Source organism: Dawidia soli (assembly GCF_018598185.1).
Lineage (GTDB): Bacteria > Bacteroidota > Bacteroidia > Cytophagales > Cyclobacteriaceae > Ohtaekwangia > Ohtaekwangia soli.
The window spans coordinates 21,559-37,890 of sequence record NZ_JAHESC010000058.1 but is presented as its reverse complement, the minus strand read 5'-3'; the positions used below and the strand labels follow the sequence as shown (position 1 = coordinate 37,890).

General features: G+C 54.8%; 16 protein-coding genes and 1 pseudogene. 6 read left to right on the top strand and 11 right to left on the bottom strand.

Going from position 1 to position 16,332, the window contains the following annotated elements:
- From KK078_RS26890 to KK078_RS26845, 10 genes and pseudogenes are all read right to left on the bottom strand, one after another.
- A pseudogene (locus KK078_RS26890) lies at positions 1 to 850 on the bottom strand (VWA domain-containing protein); the annotation flags it as partial.
- A gap of 15 nt (positions 851 to 865) precedes the next feature.
- Positions 866 to 2,098, bottom strand: a complete 1,233-nt coding sequence (locus KK078_RS26885; protein ID WP_254093437.1) for a replication-associated recombination protein A — start codon at positions 2,096 to 2,098, stop codon at positions 866 to 868.
- Between the two features lie 87 nt (positions 2,099 to 2,185).
- Positions 2,186 to 2,554, bottom strand: coding sequence for a response regulator (locus KK078_RS26880; RefSeq protein WP_254093436.1), 369 nt, complete (start codon positions 2,552 to 2,554; stop codon positions 2,186 to 2,188).
- Positions 2,551 to 3,819 (bottom strand): sensor histidine kinase, encoded by a 1,269-nt coding sequence (locus KK078_RS26875; RefSeq protein ID WP_254093435.1) that lies wholly within the window; start codon positions 3,817 to 3,819, stop codon positions 2,551 to 2,553. Before KK078_RS26875 ends, KK078_RS26880 begins: the two co-directional genes overlap by 4 nt.
- Before the next feature lie 144 nt (positions 3,820 to 3,963).
- Complete coding sequence (gene ccsA / locus KK078_RS26870) at positions 3,964 to 6,498, bottom strand: cytochrome c biogenesis protein CcsA (RefSeq protein ID WP_254093434.1); 2,535 nt, start codon at positions 6,496 to 6,498, stop codon at positions 3,964 to 3,966.
- A 72-nt stretch (positions 6,499 to 6,570) separates the two neighbouring features.
- Positions 6,571 to 6,975, bottom strand: coding sequence for a cytochrome c maturation protein CcmE domain-containing protein (locus KK078_RS26865; RefSeq protein ID WP_254093433.1), 405 nt, complete (start codon positions 6,973 to 6,975; stop codon positions 6,571 to 6,573).
- A gap of 107 nt (positions 6,976 to 7,082) precedes the next feature.
- Positions 7,083 to 7,307 (bottom strand): CcmD family protein, encoded by a 225-nt coding sequence (locus KK078_RS26860; protein WP_254093432.1) that lies wholly within the window; start codon positions 7,305 to 7,307, stop codon positions 7,083 to 7,085.
- On the bottom strand, positions 7,297 to 7,968 hold the full coding sequence (ccsA, locus tag KK078_RS26855) for a cytochrome c biogenesis protein CcsA (RefSeq protein WP_254093431.1): 672 nt from the start codon (positions 7,966 to 7,968) through the stop codon (positions 7,297 to 7,299). The genes KK078_RS26860 and ccsA (KK078_RS26855) overlap by 11 nt, the downstream gene beginning before the upstream one ends.
- A 20-nt stretch (positions 7,969 to 7,988) precedes the next feature.
- Positions 7,989 to 8,645, bottom strand: coding sequence for a heme exporter protein CcmB (locus tag KK078_RS26850; RefSeq protein WP_254093430.1), 657 nt, complete (start codon positions 8,643 to 8,645; stop codon positions 7,989 to 7,991).
- 13 nt (positions 8,646 to 8,658) lie between these two features.
- The gene (locus KK078_RS26845; RefSeq protein WP_254093429.1) at positions 8,659 to 9,471 is read right to left on the bottom strand and encodes a hypothetical protein; all 813 of its coding nucleotides are present in this window, start codon (positions 9,469 to 9,471) and stop codon (positions 8,659 to 8,661) included.
- 83 nt (positions 9,472 to 9,554) lie between these two features.
- On the opposite strand from KK078_RS26845, the gene KK078_RS26840 reads away from it, so the two are divergent.
- From KK078_RS26840 to KK078_RS26815, 6 genes are read left to right on the top strand one after another with little or no spacing between them, the layout of a single operon-like run.
- Positions 9,555 to 10,580 (top strand): NAD-dependent epimerase, encoded by a 1,026-nt coding sequence (locus tag KK078_RS26840; protein WP_254093428.1) that lies wholly within the window; start codon positions 9,555 to 9,557, stop codon positions 10,578 to 10,580.
- A gap of 9 nt (positions 10,581 to 10,589) precedes the next feature.
- Positions 10,590 to 11,840 carry a nucleotide sugar dehydrogenase gene (locus tag KK078_RS26835; RefSeq protein WP_254093427.1) on the top strand — a complete coding sequence of 417 codons (1,251 nt, stop codon included), beginning with the start codon at positions 10,590 to 10,592 and terminating at the stop codon, positions 11,838 to 11,840.
- Positions 11,841 to 11,850: 10 nt separating this feature from the next.
- Entirely contained in the window at positions 11,851 to 12,975 is a 1,125-nt protein-coding gene (locus KK078_RS26830; RefSeq protein WP_254093426.1) for a DegT/DnrJ/EryC1/StrS family aminotransferase, read from the top strand.
- A gap of 3 nt (positions 12,976 to 12,978) precedes the next feature.
- Positions 12,979 to 13,572, top strand: coding sequence for an acyltransferase (locus KK078_RS26825; protein WP_254093425.1), 594 nt, complete (start codon positions 12,979 to 12,981; stop codon positions 13,570 to 13,572).
- A complete protein-coding gene (locus KK078_RS26820; RefSeq protein WP_254093424.1) occupies positions 13,569 to 14,480 on the top strand; it encodes a Gfo/Idh/MocA family protein in 912 nt (303 codons plus the stop codon). The genes KK078_RS26825 and KK078_RS26820 overlap by 4 nt, the downstream gene beginning before the upstream one ends.
- A gap of 6 nt (positions 14,481 to 14,486) precedes the next feature.
- Positions 14,487 to 15,254 (top strand): outer membrane beta-barrel protein, encoded by a 768-nt coding sequence (locus tag KK078_RS26815; RefSeq protein ID WP_254093423.1) that lies wholly within the window; start codon positions 14,487 to 14,489, stop codon positions 15,252 to 15,254.
- Here the strand turns inward: KK078_RS26815 and KK078_RS26810 are convergent.
- A complete protein-coding gene (locus KK078_RS26810; RefSeq protein WP_254093422.1) occupies positions 15,203 to 16,225 on the bottom strand; it encodes a polysaccharide deacetylase family protein in 1,023 nt (340 codons plus the stop codon). The genes KK078_RS26815 and KK078_RS26810 overlap by 52 nt on opposite strands.
- Positions 16,226 to 16,332: the final 107 nt, after the last annotated feature.

Sequence of the window (16,332 nt, the reverse complement as noted above, 5' to 3'; positions counted from 1 at the left end):
ATGTACGGTTGTTGCGGGTGTTGAACTCGCCGGGCAGCACGGTAACTTCCACGTCGAGCTTTTGGATACCCTGATCGTTGGCGGCGGCGAGGAAATCGTATACCAGCAGCTGGTCGCCGTTGGCCGGCTTGGTTTGTTGCGACAGCACCCGGCCGCGTTGCAGCAGCGACACCTGCACGGCGCGGCTGCCGACGTTGCGCGCCATGACCTCTACCCGCACGGGGAACTGGTTGCCCTGGTAGGCTATCTTGTTATAGGCGACGTTCTTGACGGCAATGTCCATGCGCTGCAGCGTATCGCCCAGGCCCAGGGTGTGAACGGGGAATCCGTACGAAGCATAGAGCGGCGAGAGGCCGGTGTTATATATACCGTCGGACGCCAGCAGTACGCCGGCGATCTTTTTGCCTTCGTAGCGATCGGATATTTTTTTCAGTGCCCCTGTCAGGTCGGTGGTAGGCGCAGTATACGTTACGTTGTCGAGGGGAGTTCCGGCCAGGCCGGTACGGACCACCTGGTAGCCCTGCTCTTCCAGGGCTTGTTCGGTGGCTTGTAATCGTTGCACTACCATATGCAGCACGGTAGAGTCTGTTGCTTCGCGCACCGAGGCGGAGTCGTCGTACAACAGTACGAACACGGGCTTTTCAAAGAGGTTGTTGATCTGCCGTACGATCGGGCCCAGCAGCAGGAAGAACAGCAGGAAGAGCAGCACTGCGCGCAGGCCGAGGAGTGCGCGGTTCCACGTCTTGCTCCAGGGGTGGCCGGCGCGATACATGAGGTACGCCAGCGCTACGGCCAATACGAGGCACAGTAGCAAATAAGCGGGCGATGAGTCGAAGAGTATCTGTTGCATGGCGGCCGGCCTGGGTTAGTATCGGTATTTATCTTTCCAAAGATTGCGCAGGTACTTGCGCAGCTCGTCTTCGCGTGCGTTGTTGCCCGGTTCGTAGAACTTGGTGCCTTTGATCTTGTCGGGCAGGAACTCCATGTTGATGAAGTTGTTTTCGTAGTCGTGCGCGTATTGGTAGTTCTTGCCGTAGTCCATGTCTTTCATGAGCTTGGTGGGTGCATTGCGGATCGACAGCGGCACCGGCAGGTCGCCGGTCTGTGCTACCATCTGCAGCGCTTTGCCGATGCCCATATAGCTGGCGTTGCTCTTGGACGAGCTGGCCAGGTATACTACACATTGCGCCAGGATGATGCGTGCCTCGGGGTAGCCTATGATGTTGACGGCCTGAAAGGTGTTCGTCGCCAGGATGAGCGCCGTGGGGTTTGCGTTGCCGACATCTTCCGACGCGAGTATGACCAACCGGCGGGCGATGAACTTCACATCTTCCCCTCCTTCTACCATACGTGCCAGGTAGTATAGCGCGGCGTTCGGGTCGCTGCCGCGGATGGACTTGATAAAGGCGGAGATGATATCGTAGTGCTGCTCGCCATTCTTGTCATAGATGGCGATGTGTTTTTGCGCCAGCTCCATGACCAGCTCGTCGGTAACGACGAGGTCGCCGGGCACGGCTTCGGTGATCAGCTCGACGAGGTTGAGCAGCTTGCGGCCGTCACCGCCGCTGATGTTGAGCAGCGCCTGGTGCTCGCGTATTTCGATGTTGCGGGTCTTGAGGTCTTCGTCGCGTGTCAGCGCCTGGCGCACGAGCTCCAGCAGCTTGTCTTCGGTCAGGGCACGCAACGTATATACCTGGCACCGCGACAGCAGCGCGGTGTTCACTTCAAACGAGGGGTTTTCGGTGGTGGCGCCAATGAGTGTGATGGTTCCCTTTTCGACCGCCCCCAGGAGGGCGTCCTGCTGACTTTTATTGAAGCGGTGGATCTCGTCGATGAACAGGATGGAGCGCGTCGAGTGTTTGGCTTTGTCGATGATCTCGCGCACGTCTTTTACGCCGGCGTTGATGGCGCTGAGGGTATAGAACGGTTTCTTTATTTCGTTGGCAATGATGTTGGCCAGGGTGGTCTTGCCGACACCGGGCGGCCCCCAGAAGATCATGGAGGGAATATTGCCCATTTGTATGGCCCGGCGGATGACTCCATTCGGGCCTGTAAGATGTTCTTGTCCTATCAGCTCATCGAGCTTTGCCGGGCGCATGCGCTCCGCCAACGGGGGACGTGAATTCAACAGCACGATCGGTTATCACTAAAGTTTTGAAATTACAAAAACCCCCAGGAAGTAAAACTACCGGGCAAAATATTGGTCGATTTTTTCGGGCAACGCACGCCAGTCGAGTGGCTTGCGAATGTAGCCGGTAAAGCCCTCTTTCAGAAACCGTTCTTCGTCGTGGGCAAAGGCATAGCCGGTGATGGCTACCACGGGTATGCCGGCCGTCGCGGGCCCGCGGCGGATGGCTTGCAGCGCTTCGACACCCGTCATCCGGCCGGGGCCGAGGTTGATGTCCATCAGCACCAGGTCAAAGCTTTCACGGGCCAGCGTTGCCAGACAGCTTTCACCGTTGTTCACATGGGTGATCAAAAACCTTTCTTTTAAAAGTTTCTCCATGACCAACGCGTTGATCAGGTCGTCTTCGACGTATAAGATGCGCTTCATGCTGTGGGTATATAGGCCGGAAGCAGTATGGTAAATACACTGCCTTTGCCTTTTTCTGATTGGGCGCGTATTTCGCCTTTCAGAGACTGAATGTACTTCTTCGCCAGGGCAAGTCCTAATCCGGTGCCTTCGTGACTGCGGCTGCGGCCGGTGCTTTCCTGCTCAAAGGGGCTGTACATGCGGGCCATAAACTCGGGGCCGATACCGATGCCCGTGTCGGTAATGCGGATCATGATCATGCCGGGGTCGGCCTCCGCCAGGCGGGTCTCCACGAGTATACTGCCGCGGTCGGTAAACTTCACGGCATTGCCCACGACGTGGGCGATGACCTGCCGCAGCATGTGCTCGTCCGACAGACCTTCCGGTCTGTTGGGGCAAGGGCGGAAGGTGATGTCGAGTCTTTTCTCGCGCACACGGCCCTCGACGTCGGCCAGGCACTGTTCCACGAGGGGATTGATGGCTACGGCCCTGCGCCCGGGCTCTTCCTGTTCGGCCTCGAGGCGCGACAGCTCGAGTAGGCTCGTCATAGTGTCGAGCAGGCGACGGCCGCTTTGCTGTTGCATTTCCACATACTTGCGCGTGTCTTCTTCCTTCGACTCGAGGGCGATCACCTGGCTGAGGCCCAGGATACCGTTGACGGGCGTGCGGATCTCGTGCGACATGTTCGAGAGGAAGTTCGCCTTGAGCCTGTTCATGGCGTGGGCGATCTCGCGGGCTTTCTCCAGGTCTTCTACGTTCTGCAAGATGGCGCGGCGTGCCAGCTCGTAGGCCTGATGGTAATGATAGATGAGGTAGATAATGATAAAGAACATGAGGAACAACGTGATGATGCTCTCCGTGTAGGCCAGTTGTTGCGGCGGTCCGGGATTCAGGTGGATGCCAGCATGGCGGATCATGAAGTATGCCAGGATGGGGAGAAAGTGCAACAGCGAATAGATCAATCCCGCGCGACTCCCCAGTGTATGAAAGGCAAAGAGGATATCGGCTACGGTCAGCAACGCAACGATGAAATTAAAATCCTCGAAGAGATAGATGTTGACATTATTGTTCAACCACGTAACCGTGACGAGGAAGTGGCAGACAGACCGGATCGATCCGGTATACTTGATATAAAAAAGTGCTCCGACGAACAGCGCAAAGATGATCAGGTTCTTGATCAGCTGGACATCGTATCGCTTAATGATGTAAATGGCGAAGAAGAAGACCAGCGAGATGATGGCGGCCATGAGGATGTGATACACCAGTCGGATGCTCGCCTGTTTCAATAGGTCAGGTTCACGGCGTAGGTAGTCACCGATAAAATAGTCGCACAGCAAATTCACGCGTTCAATATAAGCGGCCTGAGCGTAACATAAAAGCATTGACACCCCGGTGGTACCCGTGTGCCCTATACGGTATTGCGACGCTGCTTACTCCTGGCCTTTCGCTCTCATCTTGATGAACTCGCGGAAGCGGCGTACCATGGCGATGCCAAAGCCGGCCATCAGTACGAGGGTACCGATCCACAGAATGTTGATGAACGGTTTCTCCATGGCCTTGATGATAACCCAATCCTTCTGCCGGGTGTTGACTCCCACGACAAAGGTGTTGGTCTCGGGGTGGATGCTGAGCAGTGTGAAGCGCAAGCCCAGGTCTTTGACCTCGTCGGAGATGCGGCCCACCATTTTGTCTTTGATGACAAAGAGCGGTTCGGCTATATAATCGCCGCGTTCGCCCTGGATCCGGATATGCGCCCGCACGGCCACGTCCTGATCTCCCAGCGTCACGCCCTCTACGGTGTTCACGCGTTCGACCGATTCCAGCACGGTGACATAGTCGTTGGCAAAAAACTGCTGCCCCTGACGAACGGTGTCCTCTTGCAAGGGGCTCCACTCCGGCTCTTCGGTGGTGTTCATGACCGACGACACGTGTGTGTACAGGTCAGCGCTCACGGTGCGGTAGATGTCGGGTGACGCCAGTATGCCGCCCATCTCCTGGTTGATCTGGGCACGCGGGTGAAGCTTATAGGTTTTGCCGTCCTTGCGGAGCTGAATTTCGTAGTAGGTGTCTTCTCCTTTGACCCTGATCGTGTCGCCGGCTTTATAGGCGACGCCTTCGAGGTTCTGAGGGATCTTGGTAATGACAAGATCTTTGTCGACGGTCGTGACCACGTCGCTGCTGCGTACATAGCCCCCGTGATAACGCGGAACCAGGCGCTCGCCCATGTACTCGATGTCATAGCCCCACATGGTGCGGGGTTCGTTGATAAAGAGAATGAGGTTGTCGCGGTTAAACTCGTCGCTGAAATCCTTGGAGATCATCATGCCCGTGTTGTTCAGCGACACGACCCGTGAGTAGCCGGCCGAGAACATCACGCCGATCAGCATCAGGCCAACGCCGATGTGCGCCACGGCACCGCCAGACAGGCCGGGGCTGGTGCGCATCAGCTGTATAATAATTTTAGCGTTGGCGCATATCGTGAATAACCCACCGAGCAGCATCAGCACAAAACGTATATCAAATACTTTGCGGACGTTGACAATGATGAGCGCTGCCAGCAACGCTACCACAAAGGGTATAATGAGCTGCTGCATCCAGGTCCTGACGTCGATCTTTTTCCACCACAGAAACTGCACGGCACCGGAAAGAAAGGCTATGATAATGGCAAACCACAGCTGGAACTTAGAATAAAAGGCGATCTGGTCGCCGGGAGGGGCGAGTGAAGATTTGATACCGAACAACCCTACGAACTGGTTCCACACCGGAAACGACGTGGGGATCAACACCTGGAAGCCCATAAAGCAAAGCGTGATCACGCCGATAAAGATCCAGAACTCGCGTGAGTATACGGCGGCCTCCTCTTTGCTGGAGGGAATTTCGCGCCAGCGTACGATGGCCAATACAATAGCCGCCACGGCAAAGAACAGTAAGTAAGCCAACAGCTGCCCTGACAAGCCCAGGTCGGTAAAGGAGTGTACGGATGTATCGCCCAGCACGCCGCTGCGTGTCAGGAACGTTGAGTATAAGATCAGAATGAACGTTGCGATCACCAGGATGACGGATGCTTTCAGCGCAGTCTCGCTGTTCTTATAAGAGATCATGGTGTGAATGGAGCCTACCAGTACGAGCCAGGGCACATATACACCATTTTCTACCGGATCCCAGTTCCAGTAGCCGCCGAAGTTGAGCGTTTCGTAGGCCCAATAGCCACCCATCAATATACCCAGGCCCAGTACGGCCGCGCTGAACAGTGCCCACGGTAGTGAGGGGCGGATCCACTCGCGGTATTTCTTAAACCAGAGGCCGGCGATACAAAATGAAAAGGGTACGAGCGTTGTGGCAAAGCCGAGGAACAGCGTGGGCGGGTGAATGACCATCCAGTAGTTTTGCAGCAACGGGTTGAGGCCGGTGCCGTCTTCGGGAATGAAGTTGGGGTTGGTCTTAAAGATGGGCGCATCTTGCATGACTTCGCGCAGCAGGATGAACGGCGAGCTGCCGATCTTTACCGATATGCCCGGCAACACCACGCCGAGGATCATCGACGCCAGGAAGGCCTGTACGAGGGCGAACACGGTCATGACGGGCGCCTCCCAGAATTTGTTGGTATGGATCAGTACGATGCCCAGCAGCGCCTGCCAGAACATCCACAACAGGAAGCTGCCCTCCTGCCCGTTCCAAAATGTCGAGATCAGATAATCGGTGGACAGCTTTTTATCAGAATGGCTGTAGGCGTAGTGATACTCGAAGTAGTGGTTGCAGATGATGACAAACAGCAGCACACAAACACCGACGATGGCGACGGCGTGCAGGTAGTAGCCCGTCCGGCCGTTGATGAGCCAGGCGTTTTTGTTGCCCAGGTCTTCGGTGGCCGCGGCGCGGAAGTACGCGAATGCTGCCGCGATGGCCGTGACAAATGACGTAATGACAAAGAAGTGACCGAGGTTACCAACCCAATAGTGCATCATGATATTGCCGTAGCGGTTTGACGAAAAAAGAAAATAACAAGGCGGCCCGGCCGGAAGCTATGCCGCGTGCCTTTATGCATTGATCCCTTCCTCCTGGTATTTGGAGGGGCATTTCAGAATGATCTTGCTGGCTTTGAAGCGCTCGCCTGCGTAGCTGCCGACGATCACGACCTTTTCAGACTTGAGCATATCGGGCGGCATAGGCTCGTTGTATTCTACCCGCTGTTCTTTGCCGGCGTCGTCTACCAGGATGAATGAGAACGACACCCTGTCGGCGCCTTCTTCAATGCCTACGATGTGTCCGCCGGCATCTTTCTTCAGCTGGCCTACCACGTGTATATCCTTTGTTTTACCGGCGGCGGCCAGTTTGTGCGCCTCGTCGAAATTCACGTATGTGCTGGCATCGCCGGCGGTGCCTACCATGATCCCGATGGCTACGGCGATGACCACAATGATTAAAATGTGCGATTTCTTCATAATTCCTCCTCACTTCAAAGGCAGCGCAAAATTAGACACAAAAGCCTAGAAAGTAAGGGAATTTCAGCTGAAAAAAGTCAGCCCGGAATACGCGCGCTTATACAAGTTTAACGCTGTCTGTCAGAAAGTTGCTTTTCGAGGCGTGTTACTTTGCGGTCTATTAGCAAGAGGTATACGATCAGACCGACGAGTACGATCAGGATGATGCCTACGACCACGTAGATCTTTCCTTCCGACCGCATGGTGTCGGCCATTTCTACGTCAGACGATTGCGCTTGCGCCGCCAGGACGGTAAATAAAGACAGGAGGGCGGTCAGGAGTTTATTTTTCATCTTCTAGTTCGATTATCGCTTCTTCCACGTTTTTGAGTCGGATACGCACGTTGGTGATCCACAGTCCGATCAGGATCCAGCCGGCCACCGCAGGGTAAAAGACCATCCGCATGCGGTAGTCCAGTTCATAGACGTTAAAACCGGGGTTGCCGCCGCTGCCTGGGTGCATAGAGCTTGTCATGCGGGGGATCACAAAGATGAGCGGTACCATGGCAGCGAAGGCAAAGATATTATAGACTGCGCTGAGGCGGGCGCGCTGTTCCTGGTTATCTAGCGAGCCACGCAGTACGAAGTAAGCCAGGTAGACCAGCAGGGCGATGGCGGCGCCGTTCTGCTTGGGGTCGCCGTGCCAGGGTGATCCCCAGGTGTAGTTGGCCCACAGCATGCCCGTAAGGATGCCCAGCACACCGAAGACGGTACCGACATTCGCATATTCCAGCACTTTGCGGTCGAGCTCGGGCGACGGGTTGCGCAAGTAGAGAATGGCGTAATAGACTGACATGGTAAACAGGAAGGTCATGCCAAACCACATGGGCACATGGAAGTACAAGGCCCGGATCGTTTCGTTGAGGATGTTCAGCCGGGGAACCTCGGCCAGGAGGCCTGCCGTGTGTACATACAGCAACAAGCAGATTCCCAGTATTTTAACCCAATTCTTCATGCCCGCTTTTCAAAGGTCTGTTAGCTGCGCCAAATATACGGGAAGAGCAAATACGCCAGCGCTGTGAGGATACAATTAATTGCCAGCAGGTTGAGAAGCTCGTCCAGGCTGGCGCCGCGGTCGATGCCGTCGAGCACGTTTTTGGTCAGCCGGATGGCCATCAGCAAAATGGCGATGACCACGGGAAAGCTGAGGACGGCCATGAGGATGTGACTATTGTTGGCCTTGGCGGCGATGCCCGAGATGAGCGTGAGCGCCGACGAAAACCCCAGGGACGTCAACACCAGTGTGAGCAGGAAGTACAGCGTGTCTTGTACGGGATTGTCGATGAACAAGGCAAACAGCCCGTAGCCCGTCAGGGACAGGACCAGGCACAGCAGCGCGTTGTACAGGATCTTGGAGAGGATTACAACGTGGGGGCTAGCCAGCGTGTAATAATAGATCGCGATGCCCCGCTTCTCGCCGATGAAGCTTTTGGCGACGCTGTTCACCACCGAAAAAAGAATGGCCAGCCAGAACAGCGCCGACCAGGTGGCTTCGTTGATGGAGTTCTGCCGCAGGCTGAAGGTGAGGTAACAAATAAAGATGAGGCTGAACATATACAGGCCGATGCCCGAGATCACGGCCTTGCGCCGCAGCTCGAGCATAAACTCCTTTCGTATCAGTATCAGCAGCATCCCGGCGTTTGGTTTATTCTTTCAGTGCGCTGTTGTACTGGTTGAAGTATTGCACAAACATGATGATCACAAACGTGAACAGCCCGGCGACAAAGCCCAGGATCACCGTGAGCGTGCGCGGCAGCCGCGAGTCTTTCATGAGCGAGCCAAAGCCCTTGGTCAGATGTACGCTGGCCATATCCTGCAGGCGAAGCTCGCGTTGCGTGCGGTCTTCGTAGAGCTCTATCGTCTTCGAGAACAATGATGCCGGATTGATGTACTCTGCCATGGCTCTGCTGTCTGACTGCCGGCGGATGCCGTCGAGCGTTACGATCTCGGAATCGAGCTTGGCGATCATCTTCGTATGTAAGAACTCCTGGCGCTTGCGGTTTTGTACCACGGGATCAATGGAGTTCATGTACCGCACCAGCTTCCGCTCCAACGAGGGGAAGATGGAGGGGTCCGTTACTTCGGCTGTGATCTTGAGAAAAATCACTTCCCGGTCGATGGCTACTTCTTTGCTTACGGGAACGCGCTCGGTCTTACTATCTACCGTGAATCGCAGGTCCAGGAGCCGTTGAGCCTCGTCCCGGGTGAGGCCGGGCATAATGGAGTCGGCTGCTTCGAGCTCCTTTACGATAAACTCAGCCTCGTTCTTGCTGATCAGGTCGGTAGAGAGCATCATACTGGAAGCATACTTATCCTGACCATTATAAGAGATGAGCAAGGCGATGGCGGCGCCCACGACGGGCAGCACGATGAAGAGGATAAGATGTCGTTTTATGCCACGATAAGCTTTGGCCAAAAGCTCCATCAGGTCGATCTCGTCAGGCAGATTTTTATCCATGGGATGTAATGAGGATGCAAGTTTAGCAGATTTTTAATATTACCTCAAATTCGCTTACTTTGGCGCTGTTTTAACGAAAAATAATGACATCTCAACACAAAGTGCTGGTGACCGGCGCGGCCGGCTTCATCGGGTTCCACTTGTCGCAGAAACTCATAAAACGGGGCTTCGAGGTGATCGGAATCGACAATGTAAACGATTACTATGATGTAAATCTGAAGCGTTCCCGTCTTGCGATCCTCAAGAGTCTGCCTGCTTTCACCTTTATTCAAGCCGACCTGGCCGACCAGAAAAGCATCAACAAGATCTTTTCGGAGCAAAAGCCGGACTACGTCGTAAACCTGGCAGCCCAGGCGGGTGTGCGGTATTCGTTAGTGAACCCCCATGCTTACCTGGAAAGCAACCTGCACGGGTTTCTGAATATCCTGGAGGCTTGCCGCCATAATCAGGTGAAGCATTTGGTCTACGCGTCGTCCAGCTCGGTATACGGCGCCAATACCAAGATGCCGTTTTCGGTGCACCACAATGTGGACCACCCGATCTCGCTGTATGCGGCTTCGAAAAAGTCTAACGAATTGATGGCGCACACGTATTCGGTGCTGTTCAACCTGCCCACTACGGGTCTTCGTTTCTTTACGGTATACGGTCCGTATGGCCGTCCCGACATGGCGTTGTTCATCTTCACCAAGGCCATCATCGAGGGCAAGCCGATCGACGTTTACAACCAGGGCAAGATGCGCCGCGATTTCACATACGTGGATGACATCGTAGAGAGCATCAGCCGCCTGACAACGCATATCCCTACTCCTAACCCCGAATGGAACGGCATGCAGCCCGACCCGGCCACCAGCTTTGCTCCGTACCGGATCTACAACATCGGCAACAACCGCCCGACCGAGCTGATGTATTTTATTGAAGTGATCGAACAAAAGCTCGGCAAAAAAGCGATCAAGAACCTGATGCCGATCCAGGACGGCGACGTGCCGGCGACCTTTGCCGACGTAGACGACCTGATGCGGGCCGTAGATTTTAAACCGTCTACGCCAATCGAAGTGGGCATCGGCAATTTCATCGACTGGTATAAAGAGTATTATCAAATTAGCTTATAAAAAACCAACATGGAGAAGATCGGTATCATTGGACTTGGTTATGTAGGGTTACCGTTGGCTGTAGAGTTTGGCAAGAAGTTACAAGTAGTTGGTTTTGACATCAACCAGGACAGGATCGCGGAACTCCGCAAGGGTCATGATCGTACTCTGGAAGTAGAACCGGAGGAGCTGAAGAGCTCGAAGGGCCTCACTTTTTCGTCGGACACCAGCGACCTGAAAGACGTTAACTATTTCATTATCACGGTTCCCACCCCTGTAGACGAATTTAAGACACCTGACCTGCGTCCGCTGCAAAGCGCCAGCAAGACCGTTGGCAGCGTGCTGAAAAAAGGTGATATTGTTATTTACGAGTCCACTGTATACCCCGGCTGTACCGAAGAGGTCTGTGTGCCGGTGCTGGAGAAAGTAAGCGGTCTGAAGTTCAACGTTGACTTCTTCTGCGGCTATTCACCCGAGCGGATCAACCCCGGTGACAAGCAACACCGTCTTCCTACTATTAAGAAAGTAACCAGTGGCAGCACTCCGGAAATTGCGGAGAAAGTTGACCAACTGTATAAAAAAATCATCACTGCGGGTACACACAAAGCGTCGTCGCTGAAGGTTGCCGAAGCAGCGAAAGTAATTGAGAACTCTCAGCGCGACATCAACATTGCGTTCGTGAACGAGCTGGCCCTGATCTTCGAGCGTATCGGCATCGACACGCACGAAGTTCTGGAAGCGGCGGGTACAAAATGGAACTTCCTGCCCTATAAGCCGGGGCTGGTAGGCGGCCACTGTATCGGTGTTGACCCGTACTACCTGACGTACAAGGCTGACAGCCTGGGCTACCACCCGCAGGTGATCCTGGCGGGTCGTCGCATCAACGACAACATGGGCGTTTATATCGCCAACAATATCATCAAGCTGATGGCGCAAAACGAATTGCCCATCAACAAAGCCAACGTGCTGGTCCTGGGCATCACCTTCAAGGAAAACTGCCCGGACATCCGTAACAGCAAGGTGGTGGATGTGATCCGCGAGCTGCAAAGCTTCGGCACGAACATCGACATCTTCGATCCGCAAGCCGACGCCGCTGAAGTGAAGCACGAGTACGGCCTGACGCTGGTCGGCAAGCCTGACAAGAAGTATCACGCTGTGGTGTTGGCGGTGAGCCACCAGGAGTTCAAAGAACTGGACCTGGGGGGCCTGTGCCATCCGAAGGCTGTGGTGTACGATGTGAAAGGTTTCCTCGACAAGTCGAAGATCACCGCCCGCCTGTGATGCGATAGCCATGGAAAAAATTCAAATGGTTGATCTGCACCGACAGTATGCCCGGATCAAACCCGAGATTGACCATGCTATTGAAAAAGTTCTGACTTCTACTGCGTTCATCCAGGGGCCCGACGTGCAGGAATTTGCCCAGGCGCTGGCCGGCTACCTGGATGTACGCGCCGTCATACCGTGTGCCAACGGTACAGACGCACTACAAATCGCCATGATGGCCCTTGGCTTCAGGCCGGGGGACGAGATCATTCTTCCCGTCCATACCTACGTGGCCACGGCCGAGGTCATTGCCCTGCTGGGATTGACGCCGGTCTTTGCCGAAGTGCGGGCCGATTCGTTTACGCTCGACCCCGCGCGGCTGGAAGAGAAGATCACACCCCGCACCGTGGCGATCGTACCGGTGCATCTATACGGCCAGTGCGCCGACATGGAGCCGCTGCTGCACATCGCCCAAAAACACAACCTGCACATTATAGAAGACGCCGCCCAGGCCCTGGGTGCGGACTATACCTTTTCGGATAAGAGCGTTAAGAAGGCCGGTACGATGGGTACCATCGGCACGACGTCGTTCTTCCCTTCCAAGAATCTGGGCTGTTACGGCGACGGTGGCGCCCTCTTTACCCACGACGAGTCGCTGGCGGCCAGGATCAAGATGATTGCCAACCACGGCCAGCAGGTGAAATACCACCACGACCTAGTGGGTGTCAACAGCCGGCTGGACACGCTGCAGGCGGCGATCCTGCGGGTGAAGCTGCAGTACCTGGATGACTATGCACGCCGTCGCAACGACGCGGCTGTCTTTTACGATCGTGTGCTGGCCCGTGTGCCCCAGGTGACCATACCGTGGCGGGCGCCGTATTCCACCCATGTATACCACCAGTACACGTTGCAGATCGGCGAGGGCAAGCGCGACGCGCTCAAACAACACCTGGAGCAGCAAGGCATCCCCACGATGATCTATTACCCGGTGCCGCTGCATTTACAAAAGGCCTACCGACAGGCTGACGCCGGGCCGGGCACCTTTGCGATCACCGAAAAGCTTTCCCAAACCGTTCTTTCTCTGCCCATCCACACCGAGATGGAAGCAAGCCAATTGGAGTATATTGGCGACGCAATAACCCGATTTTTCTAAATTATGAGCATCCCCGCATACTTTGCGCACCCTTCCGCCGTGATCGACGAGGGGTGTACGATTGGTGAAGGCACCAAAATATGGCATTTTTCACACATCATGCCCGGTTGTACCCTGGGCGAGCACTGCAACATCGGCCAGAACGTGGTCATCTCACCAGGTGTGCGGCTTGGAAAAAATGTCAAGGTGCAAAACAACGTTTCGATCTATACCGGTGTCCAATGCGAGGATGACGTCTTTTTGGGCCCATCCATGGTATTTACGAACGTGATCAATCCTCGCAGCGCGATAAACCGAAAAAACGAATATGCCTCCACGCTGGTGAAAACGGGGGCCTCGATCGGGGCGAATGCTACCATCGTGTGCGGCCATAACATTGGCCGTTTTGCCTTTATTGGTGCCGGTGCCGTCGTGACACGCGACGTGCCCGACTATGCGCTGGTGATGGGCAATCCCGCCCGTCAAACGGGCTGGATGAGCGAGTACGGCCACAAGCTGAAGTTCAATGAAGAGGGCATTGCCGTTTGCCCCGAAAGCAACGAACGCTACAGCCTGCAACAAGGTAAAGTTCAAAAACTGACATCGCCGGCTGTATGAAACGTTTTGCCCTGATCGGCGCCGCCGGCTTCATTGCACCCCGCCACCTCAAAGCCATCAAAGACACGGGCAACACGCTGGTAGCGGCCCTCGACAAGCACGACAACGTCGGCGTACTCGACTCTTATTTTCCCGACACCAACTTCTTTACCGAGTTCGAGCGGTTTGACCGCCACCTCGACAAGCTGAAACGCAAAGGCGAGCCGGTGGAAATTATCTCGATCTGCTCCCCCAACTATCTCCACGACTCGCATATACGCTACGCCCTGCGTTATGGCGCCGACGCGATCTGCGAAAAGCCGCTGGTGCTCAGCCCGTGGAACGTAGACGCGCTGGCCGAGATCCAGCAAGAGACAGGCCGCCGCATTTATACGATCCTTCAGCTACGCCTGCACCCCAGCATTATCGCCCTGCGCGAGCAGGTGCGGCAGGCGCCGAAAGACAAAGTATACGACATCGACCTGCAGTATATCACCTCGCGCGGTAACTGGTACCACGCCAGCTGGAAGGGCGACCTGTCGAAGTCGGGCGGCATTGCCACCAACATCGGTGTCCATTTCTTTGATATGCTGATCTGGATCTTTGGCGCGGTGAAGGATGTACAGGTGAGCCGTATGACGACAGACGCGGCAGCGGGCTACCTGGAGTTGCAGCAAGCCCGTGTTCACTGGATGCTGAGCATCAACGCCAACGACCTGCCGGCCGATGTAAAGGCCTCGGGTAAAAGAACCTTCCGGTCATTGACCCTGGAGGGAAAGGAAATAGAGTTCAGCGAAGGGTTTACCGATCTGCACACCGCGAGCTATGCCGATATCATTGCCGGAAACGGCTTTGGATTGGAAGATGCGCGCGCGGCGATCGAGGTCACACATCAGATCCGAAATTTTAGCGCTGCTGCGCCGTTGTAAGAATGTATGGAAACACGGAAGGGATATTTGCTTTTTTTGCTACTGGTGGTGGGATGTATCGCTCCGGGTTTTTCGCAGACGTACCGCTCCAGCGTGACCGTCGGCCTTCTGTACGACCACGTCATTGATAAAGCGTTGCCTTCGTACCTCTCTGTGCGCGGGGGTACTTACCGGCTGTATAGCGAAGGTGTCGATACAAAAACCGACGCGACGTGGGGCTTCGCCGTGGGGTATCAGATCAGCCGGCACCTCAACGATCGCATCGAGCTTTATACCGGGTTGTCTTTTTCCCAGCGCAAACTGGACTATGAGTATACCGATCATTCGCTGATCGCACAGAACCCGCGGCCGCCGAAGTGGGACCGCCGCCCGTTGCACATCGAGGTAAAAAAGACGTTTTCCATGGTGACGTTGCCGGTAGGTGCGATGCTCCACCTGAACAGGCATTTTTTTGTCGACCTGGGCGGTCGCGTCAACGTGACGCTGGCGGCGAGCGACAAAAAGATTTGCGATAAAGCCCTGCGGTATAAGCTCAACGTTTTGAGCAACCGAAGTCCGACTAAAATCGGCGTGGATGTTTCCGCGGGTGCCGGGTATACCGTGGGGCGCAGTACGATCTCGCTAAAATATTTATATAGCGTAACCCCGTTGTTTCCGGTGGTGGACAACGCTTACGATGAGCTTATTCCGAGCAAGCTCAACTTTTCATCGGTGTTGCTGGCTTATAGCATCAACCTCGATGGCGTTTTTTTCCGCAGGCGGAAGGTGGACTGAGGGTGGGTTTCCAGGTATAGACGGCCATCTTTGTCATAGGCTACAGCGTGCGGATCGGTATTGGAAACGATCTCGTATTCATCCAGGTTTATGCCGGGTATCGATACCGTGAGCGGCATGTCGAATACCTCGGACGGCAGCTCGTTGGTGAGCTGCACGACCATGTCGCCGTCGACATTGGTAACGTGTACGCGGGTGTTGGTGCGCTCTATTTTATACTTCGCCAGGTGCTCGAACGTATCGATGTAAATGTCGTCGTTGGGCGTTACGTAATCGAAGAGTTCGGTGAAGAACTCGCCTGTGAGCGGTTGCGGGCAGTCGTTGATGCCGTGCGCGGTGGTGACGAACCAGTCATGCGTCTGCAGGGCCTGGTCCATCTGGTGTTTAAACATGTCGATCTCTTCGAGGGAGATCATGTTGCAAAAGCCGGGGGGTGATATTTTGGTGGCGCCGTATTTGCGGAAGATGAGCTTGTCGGCCAGGGAACTGGTGCTGTGATACGGATGGCCGAATGAGAACGGAGCTTTTCCGATGTAATGTTCGATCATGCTATAGCTGGAATCAATCTCGGTCTTGAGGACGGTAGTGTCCAGGATGGTCCCCAGCGACAGGTGTGAAAGGGAATGGCTTGCGATCTCGTGTCCCTGATCATGCAACGCTTTCCATTGTGGCCATTCGCCATTGTCCCGGGCTTTGGCAGTAATGATAAAAAATGTACCGGGCAGGTTATACCGGTCGAGCAAGGGAATGATGTCGGTAAAGACCGACGCACAGCCGTCGTCCCATGTAAGCGATAGGGCTGCCGTTTTGTCGTGAGGATAGCGGGCGATGACCACGTCAGGCGTTTCGTCGTCGTTATCGCAGGAACTCCCAAAGAAAATAGGTAAAACGATCGCTATCACGAAGGTTATACCAACGGAACGGCGTCTTTTTGTCGTGGGCAGACCTCCTGTTTGTACCATCTTTTTCATCTTATCCGGTCGGAAGTTTAACGATGCAATTTTTAGCTGTATTTCCACTGATAATCAAACTGTAGCATGTTAAACTTTTGCTAAATTTGCACCTTATTTTTACAAGG